Annotated in this window: 20 protein-coding genes; 17 read left to right on the top strand and 3 right to left on the bottom strand. The window is 62.8% G+C overall.

Going from position 1 to position 17,807, the window contains the following annotated elements:
• Window positions 1–80 precede the first annotated feature (80 nt).
• From AC07SI_RS19985 to AC07SI_RS19955, 7 genes are all read left to right on the top strand, one after another.
• Window positions 81–581 (top strand): DUF4822 domain-containing protein, encoded by a 501-nt coding sequence (locus AC07SI_RS19985; protein ID WP_262135757.1) that lies wholly within the window; start codon window positions 81–83, stop codon window positions 579–581.
• 54 nt (window positions 582–635) lie between these two features.
• Window positions 636–1,070: a hypothetical protein gene (locus AC07SI_RS19980; RefSeq protein ID WP_495006360.1), complete on the top strand. Its 435-nt coding sequence runs from the start codon at window positions 636–638 to the stop codon at window positions 1,068–1,070.
• A 152-nt stretch (window positions 1,071–1,222) separates the two neighbouring features.
• Window positions 1,223–1,816 (top strand): TetR/AcrR family transcriptional regulator, encoded by a 594-nt coding sequence (locus AC07SI_RS19975; RefSeq protein WP_065907930.1) that lies wholly within the window; start codon window positions 1,223–1,225, stop codon window positions 1,814–1,816.
• Between the two features lie 182 nt (window positions 1,817–1,998).
• Window positions 1,999–2,523, top strand: coding sequence for a cysteine hydrolase family protein (locus AC07SI_RS19970; RefSeq protein ID WP_495006359.1), 525 nt, complete (start codon window positions 1,999–2,001; stop codon window positions 2,521–2,523).
• A gap of 109 nt (window positions 2,524–2,632) precedes the next feature.
• Window positions 2,633–3,586 (top strand): 2-hydroxyacid dehydrogenase, encoded by a 954-nt coding sequence (locus tag AC07SI_RS19965; protein ID WP_065907927.1) that lies wholly within the window; start codon window positions 2,633–2,635, stop codon window positions 3,584–3,586.
• 129 nt (window positions 3,587–3,715) lie between these two features.
• A complete protein-coding gene (locus AC07SI_RS19960; RefSeq protein WP_106803634.1) occupies window positions 3,716–4,783 on the top strand; it encodes a phosphotransferase family protein in 1,068 nt (355 codons plus the stop codon).
• 22 nt (window positions 4,784–4,805) lie between these two features.
• Window positions 4,806–5,573, top strand: a complete 768-nt coding sequence (locus AC07SI_RS19955; RefSeq protein WP_495006358.1) for an SDR family oxidoreductase — start codon at window positions 4,806–4,808, stop codon at window positions 5,571–5,573.
• Here the strand turns inward: AC07SI_RS19955 and AC07SI_RS19950 are convergent, their stop codons facing one another.
• Complete coding sequence (locus AC07SI_RS19950) at window positions 5,574–6,017, bottom strand: carboxymuconolactone decarboxylase family protein (protein WP_213552988.1); 444 nt, start codon at window positions 6,015–6,017, stop codon at window positions 5,574–5,576. It abuts the gene before it with no gap.
• A 155-nt stretch (window positions 6,018–6,172) separates the two neighbouring features.
• On the opposite strand from AC07SI_RS19950, the gene pdxR reads away from it, so the two are divergent.
• The 3 genes from pdxR (at window position 6,173) to AC07SI_RS19935 (ending at window position 8,470) form a co-directional block, all read left to right on the top strand.
• Window positions 6,173–7,606 carry a MocR-like pyridoxine biosynthesis transcription factor PdxR gene (pdxR, locus tag AC07SI_RS19945; RefSeq protein ID WP_495006357.1) on the top strand — a complete coding sequence of 478 codons (1,434 nt, stop codon included), beginning with the start codon at window positions 6,173–6,175 and terminating at the stop codon, window positions 7,604–7,606.
• A gap of 84 nt (window positions 7,607–7,690) precedes the next feature.
• On the top strand, window positions 7,691–7,972 hold the full coding sequence (locus tag AC07SI_RS19940; protein WP_065907918.1) for a putative quinol monooxygenase: 282 nt from the start codon (window positions 7,691–7,693) through the stop codon (window positions 7,970–7,972).
• Window positions 7,973–8,068: 96 nt separating this feature from the next.
• Window positions 8,069–8,470, top strand: a complete 402-nt coding sequence (locus AC07SI_RS19935; RefSeq protein WP_065907916.1) for a cupin domain-containing protein — start codon at window positions 8,069–8,071, stop codon at window positions 8,468–8,470.
• A 54-nt stretch (window positions 8,471–8,524) separates the two neighbouring features.
• Here AC07SI_RS19935 and AC07SI_RS19930 read toward each other — a convergent pair whose 3' ends face one another.
• Window positions 8,525–9,154: a DNA-3-methyladenine glycosylase I gene (locus AC07SI_RS19930; RefSeq protein ID WP_065907914.1), complete on the bottom strand. Its 630-nt coding sequence runs from the start codon at window positions 9,152–9,154 to the stop codon at window positions 8,525–8,527.
• Window positions 9,155–9,371: 217 nt separating this feature from the next.
• Here AC07SI_RS19930 and AC07SI_RS19925 point away from each other — a divergent pair, with 217 nt between their 5' ends.
• The 6 genes from AC07SI_RS19925 to AC07SI_RS19900 all read left to right on the top strand — a co-directional run bounded on the left by AC07SI_RS19925 (window position 9,372) and on the right by AC07SI_RS19900 (window position 16,316).
• The gene (locus AC07SI_RS19925; RefSeq protein WP_177343961.1) at window positions 9,372–10,697 is read left to right on the top strand and encodes a C4-dicarboxylate transporter DctA; all 1,326 of its coding nucleotides are present in this window, start codon (window positions 9,372–9,374) and stop codon (window positions 10,695–10,697) included.
• A 169-nt stretch (window positions 10,698–10,866) separates the two neighbouring features.
• Window positions 10,867–11,568: a FadR/GntR family transcriptional regulator gene (locus tag AC07SI_RS19920; RefSeq protein WP_065907910.1), complete on the top strand. Its 702-nt coding sequence runs from the start codon at window positions 10,867–10,869 to the stop codon at window positions 11,566–11,568.
• 17 nt (window positions 11,569–11,585) lie between these two features.
• The gene (locus AC07SI_RS19915; RefSeq protein WP_495006356.1) at window positions 11,586–12,272 is read left to right on the top strand and encodes a GntR family transcriptional regulator; all 687 of its coding nucleotides are present in this window, start codon (window positions 11,586–11,588) and stop codon (window positions 12,270–12,272) included.
• A gap of 72 nt (window positions 12,273–12,344) precedes the next feature.
• A complete protein-coding gene (locus tag AC07SI_RS19910) occupies window positions 12,345–12,881 on the top strand; it encodes a sigma-70 family RNA polymerase sigma factor (protein ID WP_106803631.1) in 537 nt (178 codons plus the stop codon).
• On the top strand, window positions 12,878–13,807 hold the full coding sequence (locus tag AC07SI_RS19905; protein WP_495006355.1) for a FecR domain-containing protein: 930 nt from the start codon (window positions 12,878–12,880) through the stop codon (window positions 13,805–13,807). Before AC07SI_RS19910 ends, AC07SI_RS19905 begins: the two co-directional genes overlap by 4 nt.
• Before the next feature lie 94 nt (window positions 13,808–13,901).
• On the top strand, window positions 13,902–16,316 hold the full coding sequence (locus tag AC07SI_RS19900; protein ID WP_495006354.1) for a TonB-dependent siderophore receptor: 2,415 nt from the start codon (window positions 13,902–13,904) through the stop codon (window positions 16,314–16,316).
• Window positions 16,317–16,454: 138 nt separating this feature from the next.
• On the opposite strand, the gene AC07SI_RS19895 is transcribed toward AC07SI_RS19900, so the two are convergent.
• Window positions 16,455–17,033, bottom strand: coding sequence for an LOG family protein (locus tag AC07SI_RS19895; protein WP_495006353.1), 579 nt, complete (start codon window positions 17,031–17,033; stop codon window positions 16,455–16,457).
• A 145-nt stretch (window positions 17,034–17,178) separates the two neighbouring features.
• Here AC07SI_RS19895 and AC07SI_RS19890 point away from each other — a divergent pair, with 145 nt between their 5' ends.
• The gene (locus tag AC07SI_RS19890; RefSeq protein ID WP_495006352.1) at window positions 17,179–17,790 is read left to right on the top strand and encodes a hypothetical protein; all 612 of its coding nucleotides are present in this window, start codon (window positions 17,179–17,181) and stop codon (window positions 17,788–17,790) included.
• The last annotated feature ends 17 nt before the right edge of the window (window positions 17,791–17,807 follow it).

The raw sequence follows: 17,807 nt of genomic DNA, 5'->3' as shown, positions 1-17,807 counted from the left end.
AAACTTGAAACTAATATCGCCCGCAGCCGACCCGAAGAAAAACAACAACACCGCTCCCTTAAAACACCAGGAGTTCGACCATGCGAAGACTTAATGCTGTATTTACCAGCCTGTTACTCAGCTGTTTTCTCATCCCGCACGCCAGTGCCACAGAACACGTGTTACCTGAAGCGGACATTCACGCGCTGGCGTCTTCGCCGCAATGGCTAACCACCAAGGTCTATATCGAAGGCGAGCCGGACAAGGACGTCAAGGCCAACTACCCCGGCGTCGTTGGCCTATCCATGTGGGACCCACTGCGCAATCGCTATGAGTTCTTCTACACCGACACCGGCCGCTCAAAGCATGCCGATGGCGGCGGCGGATACTTCATGGTCACGGGCGACCGCAAGACACATATCCTGATCCCGGACCTCGGCCCGAACCGAACCATCGTCAGGCGCCTGGAGAAACTTGATAACAGCGAATTCACTTACTCTCGCGAAGTTCCGCGCGACATGATTCCCACACAACCTCCCGTACGCATTTACGTAGTACACGCTCCGTATAAAGGCCCGCTCAAGACAGCCATGTCGAACTAATTAAACATTGATGTTTAGCACTCTTCCAAACAACAAAGAACAAGGTGCCCGACCATGAATAGACGCAACCCTCTTCGTTTGCTGTTAGTACCTGCACTGCTGGCCGCCGCGCTGTTGCCCGCTGCAGCGACCGTTGCTGCGCCGCCAGAAAAAAATACGGCCATCACTGCCGATAACGCGATCATGTTGACCGTGTTTCTTAAACACGATCAGTCGCGCCCTCTGGGCGAGTTGAAGACGCAACTGGCCAAACAAGCGTTTCACGCCGTATTCCCACCCGCCGGGGTGGAGGTGGTGAGTTGGAACATCACCATGGGCATCGGCCAGGTCGTCGTGCTGCGCCTGCCGGCCTCGCGCCTGGCAGAGGTCAACCTGGCAATCGAAAACAGCGCGTGGGGGGTGTACACCACGGAATTTTTCCCCACCTACAACTTCATGCCCATCGCACAAGCCGAGCAGGACAAGGCGCGACGCAGCGCCCCGCAGTGATCGCCTGAGCGCTGCTGCGCCCCGAATGCGGCCAGGGGCGCAACACGTGCGGCCTCTAGGGACTAATACATTCCCGCACAAATCTATTTTAGAATGGCGCCCGTTGCTGTAGTTTTCATACAGCACCCGCCATTCTTCCTGTGAGCCCCGCCATGCCTCGCGTCTCCCGCAAACAAGCCGAACTCAACCGTGAAATCATCGTCGAGGCCGCCACGCACCTGTTTCGTGAGCGGGGGTTGCACGGCATCACCCTGTCGGATGTGATGGCCGCGGCCGGCCTGACCCACGGCGGCTTCTACGGCCACTTCGCGTCCAAGGAAGCCTTGGCCACGGAGGCCTGCCAGCAGGCCTTCGAGCACGCGAACCTGGGCTGGCAGGAAAAGATCCGCACCAGCGAAGATCGGCAAGCGGCGCGCCAGGCAGTCCTGGCCCCCTATCTGTCGGCGGCCCACCGCGACAACCCGGGTGACGGCTGCCCGATCTCGGCGTTCACCCCGGATATGTGCCACGAGCCCGCCGACACAGCGCTGCAGCACACTTTCATAGACGGGGTCGAAAAGTCGCTGGAGATCTTTGCCCAGCTTCAGGATGAGGATCGCCAGGCGATGCTGGCGAAATACGCGATGATGATCGGCGCCGTCACTCTCGCCCGTGCGACACGCGGCAATCAGCTGTCGGACGAATTCCTTGAGGCCGTACGAAACACCTTGTTGCCCGTTGACAGCCCCGCGCCTGTCCCAGCATGATCGGGCCATGAACCTGATCGCGCAGTACCTCACCCGTACCACCACCACGACCGCTCAAGGCGGGTCGCGCGGTGGCTGTGGGTGCTTGAACTAAACATCCGCAGATTCAACCCAAGGCCCCGCCAGCAATGGACGGGGCCTTTTTATTGCTCCGCCACCTGGCAATCACAAGGAGCAACACCATGGCTGACGCCCTGTTGATCATCGATATGCAAACCGGCCTGTACGATGGCCCGGAGAAACCCTTCGAACGCGAGCGGGTGCTGGGCACCATCAATCAACTGATCCAGCGCGCACGCGCGGCCCATGCGCCGATCTTCGTGGCCCGCCACACCGGTCCGGCGGGTTCTCCAATCGCCGCAGGCAGCCCGTTCTGGCAGCTGTGGCCTGCGCTGGACGTCGATGCGGCCCGCGATCAGCTCTTCGACAAGACTCGCCCGAGTTGCTTCCTGGGCACCGACCTGGCGCAGCAACTGCACGCCGCGCAGGTCAAGCAACTGGTGATCGCCGGGATGAAGACCCAATTCTGCATCGACACCACGTGCCGGGTGGCCGTGGAGTTGGGCTTTGGCGTGGTACTGCCGGAAGACGCGCATACCTGCATGGACACCCCGGCACTGAAGGCCGAGGCGATTATCGAGCACCACAACGCCACGCTGGCGGGCGCCTTTGTACAGCGGGTGAAAGCCGCCGAGGTCAGTTTCTGAACCGGCAGGCGCTCGCCTTCGACCCTGCATTTTTTCTGACGCGGCGAAACGATATTACTTACAAATCGCGCATACTCATCCCTTCAAACCCTTCAGGAAGAGCGTTCCGATGACCACCACTGTTCTGGTCCTGGTTGAAACCATCAACGAATACCTGCAAATCATCGAGAGCAATGACTTTCATGTGATCCTCGCGCCGACACCGGCCGAACGTGCCCAGGCCATCAAGGCCCATGGTGGACAGATCAAGGCGGTGCTGACGCGCGGCCCACTGGGGTTGTATGCCGAGGAAATCGCCGCCCTGCCGCTGCTGGAGATCATCTGCGTGATCGGCGCCGGCTACGAGCACGTGGACCTGCAGGCCGCGAGCAACCGCGGCATCGTGGTAACCAACGGCGCCGGGGTCAACGCGCCGTCGGTGGCCGACCACGCCATGGCGCTGCTGCTGTCGCTGGTACGCGGCATCCCGCAGACCGATGCGGCGGTGCGGCGCAGCGAGTGGCCCAAGGTGATGCGCCCGTCCCTGGGTGGCAAGCAACTGGGGATTCTCGGGCTCGGCGCCGTAGGCCTGGAAATCGCCAAGCGCGCAGCCCTGGGTTTCGGCATGGAAGTGAGTTACCACAACCGCCAGCCGCGCGATGATGTCGACTACACCTACTGCGCCACCGCAGTGGAGCTGGCGCGCAACTCGGACTTCCTGATCCTGGCCACGCCCGGCGGCGCCAGCACTCGCCACCTGATCGACCGCAATGCCCTCGACGCCCTGGGCCCCAACGGTTACCTGGTGAATATCGGCCGCGGCAGCGTGGTGGTCACCGCCGACCTGGTCGCGGCCCTTGAGCAACGCCGTATCGGTGGCGCCGCGCTGGACGTGTTCGACGACGAGCCGAAGGTGCCCGACGCCCTCAAGCGCCTGAGCAATACCGTGCTCACCTCGCACGTGGCCGGCCTGTCGCCCGAAGCCGCCCACGACACCGTGCAGCGCGTGGCCGACAACCTGGTGGAATACTTTGCCGGCCGCCCGGTGCTCACGCCGGTGACCCTGCCAGCGCCCGAAAAATGACCGATCAGGCACGCTGATTATCGTCCAACACGCTAACCTATTAAGCCGCCCCGACCTTGTCGCTGGGCGGTGGTGCGCATTAGATTAGGAAATAGTCCGAGGCCTTTAGAATAAGCAGAAGGGATAAGCATGGCGCTGAACGACCAATCGACCCAGATTCGCCCAGGCGAAGAACTTGATGCCAGCCTGATCGATCCCTACCTCAAGGCCCATATCCCGGGCCTGAGCGGCACGCCCACGATCAGCCAGTTTCCGGGTGGTGCGTCGAACCTGACCTACCTGCTGGAATACCCCGGCCAGGAATTCGTGCTGCGCCGTCCACCGTTTGGCCACAAAGCCAAGTCCGCCCATGACATGGGCCGCGAATACCGCATTCTCAACCAGCTCAAAGACGGCTTCCCGTATTGCCCCAAGGCCTACGTGCATTGCACCGACGAGGCGGTGATCGGCGCCGAGTTCTACGTGATGGAGCGCGTCAACGGCATCATCCTGCGCTCCGACCTGCCAGCCGAACTGGGCCTGGACGCGACCAGGACCGAGGCACTGTGCAAGAGTTTTATCGACAAGTTCGTCGAACTCCATCAGGTCGACTACAACGCCTGTGGCCTGGCCGACCTGGGCAAACCCGAAGGCTACGTCGAGCGGCAGATCCGTGGCTGGAGCGACCGCTACGAAAAAGCCCTGACCCCCGACGCGCCGAGCTGGGAAAAAGTCCGCGCCTGGCTCAACGACAAGATGCCGGCCGACCACCCGACCTCGAGCATTGTGCACAACGACTACCGCTTCGATAACGTGATCCTCGACCCTCATAACCCGATGCAGATCATCGGCGTGCTGGACTGGGAACTGACCACCCTCGGCGACCCGCTGATGGACCTGGGCAACACCCTCGCCTACTGGATCGAGGCCGGCGACCCGGCGCCCGTGCAACTGATGCGCCGCCAGCCGAGCAATGCCCCCGGCATGCTTACCCGCCGCGAGTTCGTCGATTATTACGCTGAACGCGCCGGGATCCAGATCGACAATTTCGATTTCTACTACACCTACGGCCTGTTCCGCCTGGCCGGCATCGTGCAGCAGATCTACTACCGCTTCTTCCATGGCCAGACCCAGGACAAACGCTTTGCGCAGTTCATCCACATGAACAAGCTGCTGGAGCAGATGAGCCTGAATGTCATCGGCAAATCCGCGCTCTGATTGCACATAACAAGGAATCCCCATGTCCAAGACCAACCTGTTCGACCTCGACGGCAAGATCGCTTTTGTGTCCGGCGCCAGCCGTGGCATCGGTGAGGCCATCGCCAAGTTGCTGGCCCAGCAAGGCGCCCACGTGATCGTCTCCAGCCGCAAGCTGGAGGGCTGCCAACACGTGGCGGACGCGATCATCGCCGACGGCGGCAAGGCCACGGCCATTGCCTGCCACATCGGTGAAATGGAGCAGATCACCCAGGTCTTCGCCGGCATTCGCGAGCAGTTCGGGCGCCTGGATATCCTGGTGAACAATGCCGCCACCAACCCACAGTTCTGCAACGTGCTGGACACCGACCTCGGCGCGTTCCAGAAGACCGTCGACGTGAACATTCGCGGCTACTTCTTCATGTCGGTGGAAGCCGGCAAGCTGATGCGCGAAAACGGTGGCGGCAGCATCATCAACGTGGCGTCGATCAACGGCATTTCGCCGGGCGTGTTCCAGGGCATCTACTCGGTGACCAAGGCCGCCGTGATCAACATGACCAAGGTGTTCGCCAAGGAGTGCGCGGCGTTCGGCATTCGCTGCAACGCCCTGCTGCCGGGCTTGACCGACACCAAGTTCGCCTCGGCGCTGGTGAAAAACGATTCGATCCTGAAGATGGCCCTGGCGCAGATCCCGCTCAAGCGCGTGGCGGCCCCCAGCGAAATGGCCGGCGCGGTGCTGTACCTGGCCACCGATGCGTCCAGCTACACCACCGGCGTATCGCTGAATGTGGACGGCGGTTTCCTGTCCTGATCAAGCATTCGGCGGTTGCTGCCGAAAACTCACCGCCAGGCGGTTCCAGCCACTGATGCTGGACACCGCCATGGTCAGGTCCACCAGTTCCTGCTCGCTGAATTCCACGCGCACTGCCGCGAACAGCTCATCCGAAACGCTGGAGGTCGGCAGCGACGCCACCGACTCGCTCCAGGCCAACGCGGCCTTCTCCCGCGCCGTGAAAAACGGCGAATCGCGCCACACGCACAGGGCAAACAGACGTCGCTCAGTCTCACCGCGCTGACGCGCCGCCATCGAATGCATGTCGGTGCAAAACCCACAGTGGTTGAGCTGCGAGACGCGAATCTTGATCAGCTCCAGCAACGACTGTTCGATGGACAGGCCAAAGATCGCTGCCTCCAGCACGAGCATGCCCTTGAGCGCTTGCGGCGAAGCGGTGTAGTAATCCAGACGAGGTTCCATGGGGTGGCTCTCAGGCAGCGAATGCAATCACAACCTAGCCTAGAGCCCTCAAGGCATAAGCCCTATAGCCAATCCGGTGGTTTACGCAGAGACCATTTTGAGCGCGCCCCGCGAGCGAGTAGTCTTGGCGCAGATTGAATGCTCCTGGGTGAAACATGGAACTGCACATCGTGATCCACGGCCGCAAGGATCTGGCCGAACAGTTGTACCAGCAGTTGCGTGAAGCCATCGGTTCCGGACGCCTGGCCGCCGGTGCGCAATTGCCGCCCAGCCGCTTGCTCGCCGAACAATTGGGCGTGTCCCGCAAGACCGTCTCGGACACCTACGCGACCCTGACCTACGAAGGCCTGCTGGTCGGCAAAACCGGCCGTGGCACCTTCGTCAACGCCCGCGCACCGCAGACCGAACGCCTGCAAACCGGCGCCGACCTGGCCTGCGCTGCCAACCTGGCGACCTGGCAGGCGCTGCCCTCGCCCATGCGCCACCCCACGCGCGACAGCACCTTGCGCTACGAATTTATCGGCGGCGCGACCAGCCGCCATCAGTTCCCGCAGGATGAATGGCGACGTTGCACCCAGGACGCGCTGCGGCGCATCGCACAGAACAGTGGGTTCTACAGCCAGCCCGAAGGCTTGCCGGCACTGCGCAGTGCCATCGCCGGGCACATTGCGTTTTCACGCGGGGTCAACTGCCGTGACACCGACATCATCGTCACCAATGGCGCGCAGCAGGCCCTGGACCTGATCGCGCGGGTGGTGCTGGAACCGGGCAGCATTGTCGCCATGGAAGACCCCGGCTACAGCCCCGCGCGCCAGTTGTTCATGGCCATGGGCGCGAACGTCGCGAGTGTGCCGGTGGATGCGCAGGGGATTCAGGTCGAGCAGATCCCGCCCGGCACGCGGCTGATCTACGTCACGCCGTCGCACCAATTCCCACTGGGCATGCCCATGAGCCTGCCGCGCCGGGAAGCCTTGTTGGCACGGGCGCTGGAGCTGGGCGCGATCATCATCGAGGACGACTACGACAGCGAATTCCGCTACGAAGGCCGGCCCACCGATTCGCTGCAGAGCATGGACACCCGTGGCCTGGTGACTTACGTCGGGACCTTCTCGAAAACCCTGTTGCCGGAGCTGCGCCTGGGTTATGCGGTGCTGCCACCGGCGATCTACGGCGCGGTGCTCAAGGCCAAGCAATTGACCGACCAGCACAGTTCGACCCTGCCCCAGTGGGCGCTGGCCAAGTTCATCAGCGAAGGCTACCTGCTCAAGCACATTCGCCGCTGCCACACGGTGTACGCCGGGCGCCGCGAACGCATCCTGCAACGCCTGGCGGGCGACCTGTCGCCGTGGTTCGAAGCGGTGCCGACCGTGGCCGGGTTCCACATGGCGGCGCTGTGCAAAGTGCCGGTGAATATCGCGCTGCTGATGCAGTTGGCGCGCCAGGTGGAAGTGGGCCTGTACCCGCTCGAAGTGTTCTTCCACGACGCGCCGGTACGCCCGGGCCTGATCATCGGTTTTGGGGCGATCGAGACGCTGGACATCGACCCGGCACTGGACAAGGTGCGCGACATTCTCCAGCAGATTGGCTAGCGGCTTTTCCGCCGGATTGGACATTGGTGCTGGCGCAAACAGGCTCTAGCCTGTGCACTCCCCCAGACTCTGGAGACCCTCGCCATGACCGAATGCGCCTTCAACACTGTTCATGTCCGCGCGGCTGCCGGGCGCTCGACGCAACTGGGCCAGCGCCTGGGGCAGATCGCCGAAGCCGTGCGCAGCGCCCCCGGTTGCCTCGACTATGCCGTACAACGCAGCCAGCAAGACCCCGACCTGTGGACCGTCAAGGGCCGCTGGGCGTGTGCTGCGCAGCTCTTGGCGCACTTCGAGCTGCCGGCCCTGCAAGGCTTTATCGCGCTCACCGCTGAACAACTGGCCAGCCGCCTGCACTTCGACCATTGAGCGATTGGTCTCCTGGCCTTTGCCAGGATTGGTCATTGGTCGCCCGGGGCACGCGGCGTAGGGTGAAGAGGTCTCGAACTTCTCGGAAACTTCGCCATGAAACGACTGCTCGCCACCACCCTGATGCTCGCCTCCTTCAGCGCCTTCGCCCATGAACCCGTGTACAACCAGGAATCGATCAAGGTGCTGCAGGAGCACGCCCTGACCAATGTGCCCGGCAAGAAAACCATCATGCTCACCGTCGACTACGCCCCCGGCCAGGCCACCGTGCCGCATAGCCACACCGGCACCGCCGTGGCCTACGTGCTGGAAGGCGCGATCACGTCGCGAGTGAATGATGAGAAGGCCGTGACCTACAAGGTCGGCGAGTCGTTCTACGAGCCGGCCGGCTCGCGGCACTTTGAATCGAGCAATGCCAGCCAGACCCAGCCGGCCAAGCTGCTGGTGGTGATGGTGCTGGATGACAAGGCCGAGGTGCTGACGCCGCTGAAGCAATGATCCACCCCGCCACTGCAGGCGCTGGCGTGCCGGCGCCTCCAGGTTCAGCCGGGCTCAGGGGCGTTTGAACTGGCGGCGCAGGTCTTCGATCCGTGGCCGGCACGCGCAGCCTTCGAGGTGGTCGTTGACCATGCCCATCGCCTGCATCAGCGCGTACATCGTGGTCGGCCCGACGAAGGTCCAGCCGCGCTTCTTCAACGCCTTGGACAAACGCACCGATGCCGGTGAAGTCGGGTTGCCGGTCCAGTACGCCATGTCGACCACGGCGGGACGCTCCGTCTCGTCGGGCTCGAACGCCCACAACCAGCGCGCCAGCGAACCGGTCTCGTCCACCAGTTCACACGCCCTGCGCGCATTGTTGATAGTCGAGACGATCTTCGCGCGATTGCGCACGATGCCTGGGTCCTGCATCAGTCTCTCGATATCGGCCTCGCCATACTGCGCCACCCGGCGAAAATCAAAGCCTTCGAATGCCACGCGAAACTGCTCGCGCTTGCGCAGGATGGTGATCCAGGCCATGCCCGCCTGAAAGCCTTCCAGGCAGATTTTTTCATACAGCTGGATGTCATCCGCCACCGGCACGCCCCACTCATGGTCGTGGTAACGCGGGTACTGCGGCGCAGCCGTGCGCCAACTGCAGTGGGTCTGCCCGGTTGCATCCGTGGTCAGTCCGGGTTTATCCATCCATCACCTCCAAAGCCAAGCGGCGGATGATAAGCGAAAAAAATTCCCCTCCGCCAACCGCTCAAGCATCGGTGTTGGCGACCAACTGGTCAGACCGGGACTTGTCAACCGTCCAAGAATGACTTGTTATTTCAAAAAAACCCGGCGTAGACTGGCCGCGCACTGGACTTACCGGTATGACCACAACAATTAAGCCCTGGAACCACCAGGGCACCGAATAGAGATCCCTCCCATGCTCAGATGGTGCTCGCGTTCGATTTTCCTGCAAGTCGTGATTGGCCTGGCTCTAGGCATAATCTGCGGCCTGGCCCTTCCCGAATTCTCCTCGCAACTCAAACCCCTGGGTGACGGCTTTATCAAGCTGATCAAAATGCTGATTGGCCTGATCGTATTCTGCGTGGTGGTCAGCGGTATTTCCGGTGCCGGCGACTTGAAGAAAGTCGGGCGTATCGGCCTCAAGTCGGTGATCTACTTTGAAGTCCTTACCACCGTCGCGTTGGTGATCGGCCTGATCATGGCCTTCAGCACCGGGATCGGCACCGGCGCCAATATCCACCTGGAGCAGTTGTCCTCCGCCGGCCTCAATGAACTGGCGGACAAGGGCCAGCATATCCGTGGCACCAGCCAGTTCCTGATGGACCTGATCCCCAACTCGGTGATCGGCGCCTTCGCAGACAATAATGTGCTGCAGGTGCTGCTGTTCTCGGTGTTGTTCGGCAGCGCCCTGAACCTGGTTGGCGAAGCCGCTTCCGGCATCTCGCGGCTGATCAACGAGCTGAGCCATATCATCTTCCGCATCATGGGCATGATCGTGCGCCTGGCCCCCATCGGCGTATTCGGCGCGATTGCCTTCACCACCAGCACCTACGGCCTGGATTCCCTGCAACACCTGGGCAGCCTGGTCGGCCTGTTCTACCTGACGTGCTTTGCCTTCGTCGCCGTGATCCTGGGCCTGGTCATGCGCCTGTCGGGCCTGCGCATGCTGCCGCTGCTCAAGTACCTGCGCGAAGAGCTGCTGATCGTGATGGGCACCGCCTCCTCCGACGCCGTGCTGCCACAGATCATGCGCAAGCTCGAGCACCTGGGCATCGGCAGCTCCACCGTGGGCCTGGTGATTCCGACCGGGTACTCGTTCAACCTCGACGGTTTCTCGATCTACCTGACCCTGGCCATCGTGTTTATCGCCAACGCCACCGGCACGCCGCTGTCGATGACCGACTTGCTGACCATCCTGCTGGTGTCGCTGATCACCTCCAAGGGCGCCCACGGCATCCCCGGCTCCGCGCTGGTAATCCTCGCAGCGACGCTGACGGCGATCCCGGCGATTCCGGTGGTCGGCCTGGTGCTGGTGTTGGCGGTGGACTGGTTCATGGGCATCGGCCGCGCACTGACCAACCTGATCGGCAACTGCGTCGCCACCGTGGCCATTGCCCGTTGGGAAAAAGACATCGATATCCAGCGTGCGAACAAGGTGCTCGACGGCCAGCAGGGCTATGCCTTCCAGGCCAAGAAGCCGGTACTGCCCGCGCACCAGGAGTTCTGACCGATTTCATCAGCGGCACCGTTCAAATGTGGGAGCGGGCTTGCTCGCGAATGCGGTTATTCAGTCAATACATCTGTGACTGACCCAGCGCTTTCGCGAGCAAGCCCGCTCCCACAGTCAAGAGTCGCCATGCTCGCTAATGTATTCGCAACATAAAGGAGAGGTAGACGTGATCAGCACCTCAACCGTCGTCAATTCAGTCGTCGAAAAACTTCGCGCCGCCCTGGCGCGGGGCCAGTGGCGCCGGGGCGAAATGCTCCCCGGCCAGCGTGAACTGGCCGAACAGATGGGCATCAGCCGCCCGAGCCTGCGTGAAGCCGTGATCGTGCTGGAAACCCTCGGCCTGGTGCGCTCCATGCCCGGCAAAGGCGTGGTCGTGCTGGAAACCAGCGTCAGCGATCCACAGTCCAGTGACGCCGTGGCCGACGCCAGCCTCGAAGACATCCTGCAACTGCGCTACACCCTCGAACCCTTCATCGTCGGCCTGGTGGCGCAGTCGATCAGCAGCAAGGAAGTCGGGCAACTGCGCCTGACCCTGATGGACATGCGCGAAGCCCTCGATGCCGGTGACGCCGAAGCGGGCATGAACGCCTACATCGGCTTCCACGAGGAATTGTTCGCCCTCACCTCCAACCCGATCTTCCAGAACGTGGTGCAGCAAACCAGCAACGCGCTCAAGCAAAGCGCCCAGGTGCTGCGCAACTCGCCGGAACACCTGGCCGAACGCCTGCAGGAAAACGAGGCCGTGGTGCGCGCCATCCGCAACAAGAACAGTGCCCTGGCCAGCGCCGAAATGCGCCGGCATATCCTGCAGGAAGGCCTGCGCATGGGCATTCGCCTGAACATCCCGGACGACCACCTGGGCAGTTGATTTTTTGGAGACCGGCCATGAACGCCCACGCCTTGCAACGCGACCCCGTCCTGCCCACCCTGCGCCTGGTGGCCGGCAAGAAGCCCTCGGTGGATGACATCTACCCACGGCTGTTCGATGCCATCCTCGAGCAGCGCATCGCCCCGTCCAGCCGCTTTACCGAAGAAGGCCTGGGCGAGACCTTTGGCGTGAGCCGCAGCGTGATTCGCCGGGTGCTGGCCAAGCTGTCCCACCAGCAAGTGATCATCCTGCGCCCCAACCAGCGCGCCCAGGTTGCCGCACCGGAAGGCCAGCAGACCCGGCAAATCCTCGAAGCCCGGCGCATGACCGAAATCACCGTGGTGCAACTGGCCTGCGCCCAGGCAACGCCTGGGCAGATCCGCCAGCTGCGCGAGCTGATTGCACGCGAGCGCGACTGTATCGAGCGTGATCAACGTGGGCCGGCGATTCGTTTGTCCGGCGAGTTTCACCTGCAATTGGCGGCGATGGCCGGTAATGCGCCGTTGGCGCAGTTCCTCAACAGCCTGGTGCCGTTGACGTCGTTGATCATCGCCCAGTACGAAGCGCAGGCCTGCACGTACTGCGCGTGGCAGGAGCATGTAGCGATTGTCGATGCAATTGAGCAACGCGACACGGACACGGCAGTGCGCTTGATGACCGAGCATCTGGACCACCTGGAAACCAAGCTGCTGCAACTCAACTGAGCGCGGCGAGCGGTTGTCACCTGAGGGCGAATAATTGATAATCGCTCTCATTCCCGCCCAGACAGTTACAACATGCCGCCAGCCACGCCCCTCACCTCTTCCGACGCTTCGACCCTGCGTGAGCAGATCCTGAGGCAGTTGTTTGGCGACCACCATGGCTGGCTGCTCGACCGTCTGCGCGCCCGCCTGGGCTGCCGTCATGATGCCGCCGACATGGCCGCCGAGACGTTTGTCCAAGTCGTTGCGCTGCCCGCGCCGCAAACCATTCGCGAACCGCGCGCGCTGCTGACCACCATTGCCAAGCGGCTGATCTACGACACCTGGCGTCGCCGCGACCTGGAACGCGCCTACCTGCAAGTGCTGGCCGCCCAGCCCGAAGCGGTGGAGCCGTCACCGGAAGAGCACGCCCTGACCCTGGAAAGCCTGCTGGCCGTGGATGCCTTGCTGGATGGGTTGTCGCCGCGTGCGCGCACCGCGTTCCTGTGCAGCCAGATCGATGGCATGAAGTACGCCGACATTGCTGCGCTGCTGGGCGTGTCGACGATTCGCGTGCGCCAGTACGTAGCCAAGGGACTGCGCCTGTGCTGCCGCGAGTTGCTGGAATCATGAGTTCGCGCGCCGCCCTTGAACAAGCTATCGAGTGGAGTGCCTGCCTGCGCGATGAATCGCTGCTGCCCAGTGAACGCCATGCGTTCGAGCATTGGCTGCAGGCCGATCCGCTGAATGCCCAGGCCTGGAATACCGTGCAAAGCCATGTGCAACGCAGCCTGGCGCCGGCCCATGACGCACAGGCCCGCCGCGCCTTGCAAGCACCGCGCCCCAGTCGTCGTCAATTGCTGCGCGGCGCCTTGGCCGTCGCCGGACTCGGAGTGGTCACCCAGGCGCTGCGCCAGCCAGGCATGCCACTGGCGGAATTCGGCGCCGACCTGCGCACCGGCACCGGCGAGCGGCTGAACACATGGCTGGCAGATGGCAGCCACCTGGTACTCGATGCACAAAGCGCGGTGGATATCGATTGGCGTACGGACGAACGCCGGCTGTCGCTGCGCGCCGGCAAGATCATCCTCGACATCCGCCACGAGCCACGCCCCTTCAATATCAGCACCCCGTTTGGCCAGATACAGGGCAATGGCACACGGCTGATGGTAGCGGCGTACGCCTCATTCACCCACGTCTGGGCCCTGGGGCCGGACGTGCACATCACCACCCGCCGTGGCGCGCAACTGACGCTCAAAGCGGATCAGGGCGCACGTTTCAACGACAGCATTGAACGCCTGGCCGCCAACCACAGCGGCGAAAGCAGTTGGCAGGACGGCTGGCTCAACGAGCAGGACTGGGCACTGGGCGACGTCATCGCCGCGTTGAAACCGTACCGGCGCGGCGTGCTGCGCGTCAGCCCGAGCGCTGCGCCGATGCGCGTCTCCGGCGTGTTCTCCCTCGACCACAGCGACCGCGCCCTCGCCGCCCTGGCGCAAACCATGCCGCTGCGCATCCAGCGTTATGGCGAGTGGTGGGTAAGCGTCGACCGCGCCTGAATTATTTTTTCATCCGCCTATATCGCTTTTTCATGCTCGCTGGACATACCCCATGAACCGCCCACGAATGCGGACCGCCAATGGAGCCCTCGTTATGTCCCGCTGCACCCGTACCCTCTTTCCGCTAGCCCTGCTGGTGGCCCCCCTGGGCCTGGCCCACGCCGCCAATTTCGACTTGCCGCCCGCGGGGCTGGCGACCACCCTGGGCCGCATCGCCCAGCAAAGCGCGCGTGAAATCGTGTATGAACCGAGCCTGGTGTCCGGCCTGCAAGCGCCCGCGGTACGCGGTGACATGAGCACTGAGCAGGCCTTGAGCCGCGCCCTGTCAGGTTCCGGCCTGGGCCTGGACACCACCGAGGCCGGCGTATTGACGCTCAAGCCCCTGCCCTCCGGCACCCTCAACCTGGGCGAGACCAGCATCAACGCCAACACGTTCGACAGTGAAGAGAACGGCGACAACAGCTATGTGGTCAAGCGCAGCCGTGGCGCAACCAAGACCGATACGCCACTGGCCGAAGTTGCGCAGTCGATCTCGGTGGTGTCGCGCAAGCAGATGAATGACCAGGCCGTACAGGACGTCAGCCAGGCGGTGCGCTACACCCCCGGTATCTATGGCGAATACACCGGCAGCAACAACAGCCGCGAGCAGTTTCGCGTGCGCGGCTTTTCGCCCTACGTGTTCCAGGATGGCCTGATGCTGCCGTATGGCGAAAGTGGCCAGGGCAGCGTGTCCGAGCCCTACGGCCTGCAAAGCGTGGAAGTGCTGCGCGGCCCCAGCTCGATGCTGTATGGCCAGAGCCGTCCCGGTGGCTTGATCAACCTCACCAGCAAACTGCCGACCACCACGCCCTTGCATCAGTTGCAGGTTCAAGGCGGCAGCCATGACCTCAAGCAACTGGGCTTCGACTTCAGCGGCCCGCTGGACGACCAGGGCGTGTGGAGCTACCGGCTGACCGGCCTGGTCAAGGACAGCGGCACCCAGGTCGAACACGTCGACAACAACCGCAACTTCATCGCCCCCGCGCTGACCTGGCGCCCTAACGATGACACCTCGCTGACCCTGCTTGCCCAATACCAGCGCGACTGGGGCGGCACCACCGAGCAGTACTACCCGCAAAAAGGCTCGCAGCAGGGTTCGCCCTGGGGCCACATCGGCAGCGACACGCTGCTGGGCGATCCGGATTACGATCAGCTGCGCCGCGAAAGCTTCCAGCTCGGCTACCTGTTCGAGCACCATCTGAACGACACCTGGACCCTTCGCCAGAACCTGCGCTGGAGCAAGGTAAACATCCAGAACCGCTCGGCGTTCAACAACGGCTATGCCAGCGCCACCAGCCCGGTGCTCAATCGGCTGGCCTCCGACATCAAGCGCAACATCCAGATCTTCAACGTCGATAACCAGGCACAGGCGCGCTTCAACACCGGTGCGTTGGAGCATACCCTGCTGATGGGCCTGGATTTCCGGCGCAACGCGCTGGACAACGACGTAGTCAACGGCACGTTCAGCCCGATCAACCCGTACAACCCCACTTACGGCGGCAGCGTCAGCGGCCAGTACGTGGGTCGCGACATGTACCAGACCCAGAAGCAGACCGGCGTCTACCTGCAGGACCAGATCAAACTGGATAGCTGGATCCTGACCCTCGGCGGTCGCTACGACTGGGCCACGTCCACCAGCGACTTCCGCCCGGACCGCGCGACGCCACGCGACCGCGTGATCAAGCAGGACGATGAAAAAGGCACCTGGCGCGCGGGGCTCGGCTACCTGTTCGACAACGGCGTGATGCCCTACGTCAGCTACTCGCAATCGTTCGACCCGACGCTCAACACCAGCGTCAGCGCGACCACGCCGATCTTCAAGCCGACCGAAGGCGAGCAATATGAAGCCGGCGTGAAGTACCAACCGCCGGGCCAGGACAGCTTTATCACCGCGTCGGTCTACACCCTGACCCAGAAGAATCTCACCACGGCCGACCCGCTCGACATGCGCAATACCGTGCAGATCGGCGAAGCGCGCAGCCGTGGCTTCGAGTTGGAAGGCAAGGCGGTACTGAACCGCAACCTGTCGCTGATTGCCTCTTACACCTACACCGACAGTGAAATCACCCAGAGCGGCTACGTGACCTCGGCCTACACCGATAAAGGCTACGAACTGCCCTTCACCCCGCGCCACCAGGCGTCGGCGTGGCTGGACTACACCCTCGATGACGGCCCGTTCACCGGCCTCGGCTTGGGCGCCGGCGCACGCTACACCGGCGTGTTGTGGGGCAGCTCCGCCGTCTCCACCACCGCCGCACGCGACCGTATCCAGAGCGGCAACGTCACCGTGTTCGACGCCGCCGTGCATTACGACCTGGGCAAGCTGGCCAATGATTTGAAAGGCACCCGCATCGCGCTGAATGCCAGCAACCTGTTCGACAAGGACTACATCACCGCCTGCACCAACACCACCGCGTGCTACTACGGCCCACGGCGCAATGTGACCGCGACGCTGACCTACGACTGGTAAGGCAGCCGCTGACAACCGATGGCGAAGGCCCGCGCCATCGGGTTTGGCCCTCAAGTCGGCAGCAAGGGGTGCTGGATCAACAGCACGTGGCGTCGCGAAGAGGCGCTACGCCACACCCGACTCCAGGCGCTTGCGGCCTCAGGTTTGCTCGCGCTTGATCCACTTGGCCACGGCAGGCGCCGTATAGTCGTGCACTGCCGCCAGTAAACGATCCACGTTCGGCTCGACAATCAACATGTCGCGGTGCACCGGCTGCAAAAACGCCTCGCTGACCACGTTGTCGAGGAAGGCGGCCAAGCCATCGTAGAACCCGTTGATGTTCAACAGTGCGCAAGGCTTGGCGTGCTGGCCCAGTTGCGCCCACGTCCACACCTCAAACAACTCTTCAAACGTGCCGATGCCGCCAGGCAATGCGATAAAGCCGTCGGACAGATCCGCCATCAGCGCCTTGCGCTCATGCATGGAACCGACGATCCGCAGGTCTGCCAGGCCGGTGTGGGCCAGCTCCTTATCGGCCAGGAACGCCGGCATGACACCAATCACTTCACCGCCACTGGCCAGCGCCGCGTCGGCCACCGCGCCCATCAAACCTACCGAAGCGCCACCGTAGACCAGGCCGATACCGGCTTTGGCGAGCGCCTGACCCAATTGAGTGGCCATTTCGGCATACACCGGCAACCGGCCTGGGCTTGAGCCGGAAAAAATACACAGTCGCATAGACCCTCGCTTGCTGAGTGTTGTGGAGTACCCGGTGGATTAAACCACGCCAGGTTCTTTGCGTATTGACTGACAGCCCTGTCGGCGAGCAATCGGCAGAATGGGTGGCCGAATTGTCAACATTCCTTTGCCGATGAGTGCCCCTATGCGCCCCCTTATCCGTACCCTGATCGCCAGCGCTTTTATTCCAGCACTCAATGCGCATGCCCATCTCGGTGACGACGCCACGCAAGTGATCACCCCGGCACACCCCGTCTGGTTGCTTGAGCAACCTTACGCCGACGCTCCGATGCTGACGGCCCGCACCTTTGGTGCCAGTGCCTATGACGGGTATAGCGTCAAGGCCAACCTGGCGATCAGCTGTCACCCGCAGAACTCATCGGCGGGTATTGAACTGGAGATCTCCCCGCAGTCGCTGGGCTTCGACGTTGCGCCTTTTGAAGGCAAGGGTGCCGCCAAAGACGGACCATTGCGCATCACGACGGGAACCCGCGCCAGCGTCGATCACTCGATCAATGGCGTGTGGACCCACGGCGGTTTTTTTCAGGTCAGCACGATTTTTGTACTCCGCGGCTCCGTGCCCCGCGACGAGCTCGCCTACTGGGCCAGTGATGCCTCACGGGGTCAAAGCCTGACACTGTCATTGGCGCCAGCCCAGGAGGGGGGCAAGCCGCTGACCGCAACGTTTTTACTGCCAGCCAATAACACCGGGCTGAAAAAAGTTATCCAGCCGTGCCTGGGGACTGCCACGCCATAAAAAAAGCCCCGCATCTT

The sequence above is a fragment of the Pseudomonas sp. GW821-FHT05D12 genome (assembly GCF_059419825.1).
The sequence above is the reverse complement of the archived record's forward strand: the minus strand, read 5'-3'. Positions and strand labels throughout refer to the sequence as shown.

What these genes read in the sequence shown, in the direction of transcription:
- AC07SI_RS19950 (WP_213552988.1), bottom strand. Translation starts at nt 6,017, where the DNA reads ATGGAACCTCGTCTGGATTACTACACCGCTTCGCCGCAAGCGCTCAAG.
- AC07SI_RS19955 (WP_495006358.1), top strand. Translation starts at nt 4,806, where the DNA reads ATGTCCAAGACCAACCTGTTCGACCTCGACGGCAAGATCGCTTTTGTG.
- AC07SI_RS19970 (WP_495006359.1), top strand. Translation starts at nt 1,999, where the DNA reads ATGGCTGACGCCCTGTTGATCATCGATATGCAAACCGGCCTGTACGAT.
- AC07SI_RS19935 (WP_065907916.1), top strand. Translation starts at nt 8,069, where the DNA reads ATGAAACGACTGCTCGCCACCACCCTGATGCTCGCCTCCTTCAGCGCC.
- AC07SI_RS19905 (WP_495006355.1), top strand. Translation starts at nt 12,878, where the DNA reads ATGAGTTCGCGCGCCGCCCTTGAACAAGCTATCGAGTGGAGTGCCTGC.
- AC07SI_RS19980 (WP_495006360.1), top strand. Translation starts at nt 636, where the DNA reads ATGAATAGACGCAACCCTCTTCGTTTGCTGTTAGTACCTGCACTGCTG.
- AC07SI_RS19985 (WP_262135757.1), top strand. Translation starts at nt 81, where the DNA reads ATGCGAAGACTTAATGCTGTATTTACCAGCCTGTTACTCAGCTGTTTT.
- AC07SI_RS19965 (WP_065907927.1), top strand. Translation starts at nt 2,633, where the DNA reads ATGACCACCACTGTTCTGGTCCTGGTTGAAACCATCAACGAATACCTG.
- AC07SI_RS19910 (WP_106803631.1), top strand. Translation starts at nt 12,345, where the DNA reads ATGCCGCCAGCCACGCCCCTCACCTCTTCCGACGCTTCGACCCTGCGT.
- AC07SI_RS19930 (WP_065907914.1), bottom strand. Translation starts at nt 9,154, where the DNA reads ATGGATAAACCCGGACTGACCACGGATGCAACCGGGCAGACCCACTGC.
- pdxR (WP_495006357.1), top strand. Translation starts at nt 6,173, where the DNA reads ATGGAACTGCACATCGTGATCCACGGCCGCAAGGATCTGGCCGAACAG.
- AC07SI_RS19940 (WP_065907918.1), top strand. Translation starts at nt 7,691, where the DNA reads ATGACCGAATGCGCCTTCAACACTGTTCATGTCCGCGCGGCTGCCGGG.
- AC07SI_RS19975 (WP_065907930.1), top strand. Translation starts at nt 1,223, where the DNA reads ATGCCTCGCGTCTCCCGCAAACAAGCCGAACTCAACCGTGAAATCATC.
- AC07SI_RS19900 (WP_495006354.1), top strand. Translation starts at nt 13,902, where the DNA reads ATGTCCCGCTGCACCCGTACCCTCTTTCCGCTAGCCCTGCTGGTGGCC.
- AC07SI_RS19890 (WP_495006352.1), top strand. Translation starts at nt 17,179, where the DNA reads ATGCGCCCCCTTATCCGTACCCTGATCGCCAGCGCTTTTATTCCAGCA.
- AC07SI_RS19960 (WP_106803634.1), top strand. Translation starts at nt 3,716, where the DNA reads ATGGCGCTGAACGACCAATCGACCCAGATTCGCCCAGGCGAAGAACTT.
- AC07SI_RS19915 (WP_495006356.1), top strand. Translation starts at nt 11,586, where the DNA reads ATGAACGCCCACGCCTTGCAACGCGACCCCGTCCTGCCCACCCTGCGC.
- AC07SI_RS19895 (WP_495006353.1), bottom strand. Translation starts at nt 17,033, where the DNA reads ATGCGACTGTGTATTTTTTCCGGCTCAAGCCCAGGCCGGTTGCCGGTG.